Annotated in this window: 2 protein-coding genes and 1 pseudogene; all 3 read right to left on the bottom strand. The window is 76.4% G+C overall.

Annotated elements, in window-relative coordinates:
* Nucleotides 1-2288: AAA family ATPase (locus AB8Z36_RS35735; RefSeq protein ID WP_369217550.1), on the bottom strand; the 2288-nt coding region annotated here is incomplete at its 3' end.
* A 72-nt stretch (nucleotides 2289-2360) separates the two neighbouring features.
* Nucleotides 2361-3374 (bottom strand): helix-turn-helix transcriptional regulator, encoded by a 1014-nt coding sequence (locus tag AB8Z36_RS35730; RefSeq protein WP_369217549.1) that lies wholly within the window; start codon nucleotides 3372-3374, stop codon nucleotides 2361-2363.
* A pseudogene (locus AB8Z36_RS35725) lies at nucleotides 3277-4125 on the bottom strand (hypothetical protein); the annotation flags it as partial. The pseudogene AB8Z36_RS35725 and the gene AB8Z36_RS35730, both read right to left, overlap by 98 nt.

Below are 4125 nucleotides of genomic sequence, written 5' to 3'. Positions count from 1 at the left end.
TTCTCGCAGCCGTAGCGCAGCAGCCAGCGTCCGCTGGCGCGGAAGTACTCGCGCGCCTGGTGCGGATCGTCCTCGTCGCGGGCCAGTACGCCACGGGCGAAGAGCAGGTAGGAGCTGGTGGCGCACTCCTCGGCCAGGGGCGGGACGGGGCGTGCGGCGATCTCGCGGGCCCGGTCCCGGTGACCGTTCTGGAGGTCGGCGACCAGATTGAGGGAGGCCCAGTAGGGGACGAAGAGCGGGTGGAGCCGGGTGAGCGGCAGTTCCGCCTCGGCGGCGGCCAGGTCGCGGGCCGCGGCGTCGGGGCGGCCGTGCCGGATGTGCAGGTCGGCGCGGACGGCGAGGACGTGGGCGATGGCGATGGCGGCGCGTTGCCGGTGGGCTTCGTTGAGGAGGGTGGCGAGGTGGCCCTCGGCCTCGTCCCCGTCGTCGGTGAGGAAGAGCGCGCGGCAGGCGAAGAGGCGGGGCGCCACGAGCGGCGGGCGCCCGCCGGGATCGGGCGCGAAGGCCGCTCTGGCCAGTCGGCGGGACTGCTCCAGGTGGACGCCGGCCACGGCCTGTTCCCAGGCCCTGACCCCGGCGACGGCGGGGCTCACCGAGTGTGCGGGCAGGGCGGGCGCGGGATGGACGTCCAGGCAGGACTCCTCGTGGCGCAGGAAGCGGGCGACCCGGTGCAGGGCGATCAGCTCGTGCCGCTCGCCGAGCGTGGCATCGTTGTCAGCCCGGGTAGCCCGGTCAAGATCGTTTTCGGACAGGTTCTGTGGGGTTGTCGGGGCCGGTTCCCCCGCGCCGAGGGCGGACGGCGGGCCCGGTTCCCCCGCGCCGGGGGCGGACGGCGGGGTCGCGCCAGGCCCCGGCGGGGTGTCCGCCACGCGTTCGCCGGGCTCGGCGGGCTCGGCGAGGCGGGCGGCGCGGGTGTCGCCGCCGAGCAGGCACAGGTCGACGGCCTGGGAGCGCAGGTGCGCGCGGGCGCCGGAGGAGCGGATCAGGCCGTGCAGGCGGCGCTCGGCGGCGGCGGGGGCGGTGACCATCTGCACCGAGGCCAGCTGGAGTTCGACGCGGGCCCGTTCCTCGGCGGGCAGCGGCTCGTCGAGGGCGCGGGCGAGATAGGCGGTGGCCCGGTCACGGCGTCCGCTGCGCAGCGCGGCGGTGAAGCCCCGGCGCAGGGTGTTGACGGCCCAGGGGGCGCCGACGGGCCGGGCGAGCAGCAGCAGTTCGGCGATGCCCTGGTCGGCGACGGCGACCCGCTGGGCGAGCCGGGCGGCGCGCGCGTACAGGTCGGCGCGGTCGGCGGCGGGCATCTCCTCCAGGATGCGGGCGCGCACCACGGCGTCGTGCACATGCGGCGCGCCGTCGCGGGTGGTGGTCAGGCCACTGGCCTTGAGGGTGGCGCGCAGCCGGGTCTCGGGCACGGGGTGCGGGCCCGCGAGCGTACACACCAGGGGGAAGTCGAGCAGGTCGCCGCAGACGGCGAGGGCGCGCAGGACGTCCACGGCGGCCGGGTCGCGCAGTTCGCTCAGGGCCCGTGCCGCGTGGTCGCCGACCACGTCGGCGGTCAGGGCGCGCAGCTCCTCGACGTGCTCGGCGCCGGGGGCGCGGCCGGTGCGGGCGAAGCGGTCGAGGACGTCATGGACGACGGCCGGGACGCCCCGGGTGGCCTCGGCGAGTGCCTCGGTGAAGGCGGGGTCGCCGGGGCGGTGGAGGACCGCGCGTACGGCGGTGGCCATGCCGCCGGCCGTGAGCGGGGGCAGCGCCAGTTCGATGGTGCTCGCCAGCCCGGTCAGGGGGGTGCCCACGCTCCATTCGGGCCGGTCGATGGCGGTTCCGGTGGTGCTGGTGAGCAGGGCCAGGTGGGCCCGGGGCAGGCGCCGGGCGAGGGCTTCGAGCCAGCGCAGGGAGGCCGGGTCGAGCCACTGGACGTCCTCGACGACGACGAGGGTGGGGCGGTAGCGGGCGGCGGCGAGCAGGTGGTTGAGGCCGGGCAGGCCGCCGGGGCGGTGCGGGGTCACGAACAGGCGGGAGGCGATGGTGCGGTCCTCGGGCGAGAGGAGCTGGGCGACCACTCCATAGCGCAGTTCGTGCTCGGCGGGAGTGGCGCGGGCGCTGAGGACGTGCACTCCCCGGTCCCTGGCCTGCCCGGTGGCCCAGCGCAGCAGCTCGTTCTGGCCCAGGCCTGGCTCGCCCGTCACGGTGACCAGGGCGGGGCGTGCGGACCGGAGTTCACCGATCACGGCAGCGAGAACAGCCTGCTCACGGTCGCGTTCGAGCAGTGGCAGATCAGGGGGTGCCATGCGGTGATCTTATATTTGCGCGGGAGCTGTGGTGACTGCGTGGAACGTCTTGTTCTTCCGTTGACGAAATATTCATGTGCTGTCTCCGGCCGGCCGGGCCGGGGCCCGGCAGGGAGCGCCGTCCGCTTGCAGGGCGGCGCCCAGGTCCGCGCGCCGCCGTACCCCCAATTTGCGGTAGACGCTGGTCAGATGGAGTTCGACGGTGCGTACGGTGACGAAGAGGGACTGCGCGACCTCCCGGTTGCCCGCGCCCGAGGCGACCAGGCCGGCCACCGTGCGCTCGGTGCCGGTCAGCATGTCCAGGGCGGAGGAGGTGATCTCCCGCATCCGCCCGCCGGCCGCCAGCAGGTCCTGCCGCGCCTGGCGGGCCAGGGCCACGCAGCCGCAGCGCCTGGCCAGCGCGACCGCCGCGCGCAGGTGCTCGCGCGCCTGCCGGGCCTGCCCGTCGGCCATCAGCGCCCGCCCCAGCATCAGCGAGGCACGGGCCTCGTAGCCGCGTGCGGGTGAGGACCCCAGCAGGGTGACCGCCTCGCGCAGCGGTGCCACGGCGCCCGGCCCCGGGGTGGCGGCGCCGCGGGCCAGGGCGGCGTAACCGAGCGCCCGCCGGGTGCCCCACCGCTCGCTGCCGGCGGCGCCCTGCTCGGCGAGTGCGCGGGCCTCCCCGGTGCGGCCGAGTTGGCCGAGGAGGCAGGCGGCCTCCAGCCACCAGGGGGTCAGGACGGGGTTGTTGAGCCCGGCCTGCCCCAGGGAGTCGCCGCAGGCCAGGAACGTCGCCAGCGCCCCTTCGAGATCGCCGCGGGCCAGTTGGAGGCGGCCGCGCGCCATCAGGTACCAGTGGTATTCCCACACGAAACGGTCGAAGCCCGGGCGTTTGATGGCCGCGAGGGCCTCCTCGGCGCGTGCCGTCTCGCCGCGTGCGACGAGGGCCGAGGCGTAGGCCGTGTGCGCCATGGTGGTGTTGTCGGCCCAGCGTTCCTGGCCCTGGATCTCAAGCGCCGTCTGCGCGTCCGCCGCGCAGTCCGCGAGCGCGCCGTTCTCCAGGCGGAACAGCGCCCGGGTGGACAGGGTCAGGACGTAGGTCCACACCGCGGCGTTCTCGCGGCTGGTCCGCAGGACCGTCTCCAGCGCGTCGTCGGCGGCCCGGTCCTCCTCGGCCAGGTGCAGGGCGAGCGAGGCGGGCAGCAGCGACCAGGCCCCCAGCGGGGCGTCGGGGGTGCGCAGCGCTCGGCGGGCCCGGCGGGCGCTGTCCGCGGCGCGGCCGCCGTGCGCCGCGGACAGCGCGCTGAGCCCCCCCGGTGGACTTCTCGTCGGCGCCGACGATGAGCAGGGCCGACTCCGCGAGCGTGCGCAGTTCACCGTCGGCGGGGTCCATGCCGGGCCCCAGTTCGGCGTCGAGGGCGTCCAGGGCCTCGGTGAGGACTTCGGTGCCCTGGGCCGAGCGCTGGACGCCCAGGCAGGTCAGGGCGAGCTGGATGGCGGTGGCGGTGCGGGCGCGTACGTCGGTGGTCAGGGCGTGGGCCTCGTGCAGCAGGCTCAGCGAGCGCTGGGGGTCGCTCTCGGCCAGGGCCTTGCCGAGGCGGGCGAGGAGGGCGGGGTCGTCCGGTTCGGCACGGCGCACCCGCTCCAGGTAGCGGGCGGCCGCCTCCGGGGCGGCGCGGTGCTCGGCCTGGGTGGCGGCGGCGCGCAGCACGGACAGGGCCCAGGCGTCCTGGACCGAGGGGGCGAGGAGCAGGTGGGCGGCGCTCTCCTCGGGCGGGCGGCCGATGTCGCTGAGCAGCCGGGCGGCGCGCAGCCGCAGCGCGGCCGCCTCCGCCTCGCCGATGGTGTCCAGGACGGC

The sequence above is a fragment of the Streptomyces flavofungini genome (assembly GCF_041028215.1).
In the GTDB taxonomy this organism is placed as follows: Bacteria; Actinomycetota; Actinomycetes; order Streptomycetales; family Streptomycetaceae; genus Streptomyces; species Streptomyces flavofungini_B.
This window is presented reverse-complemented; position numbering and strand designations above follow the sequence as displayed.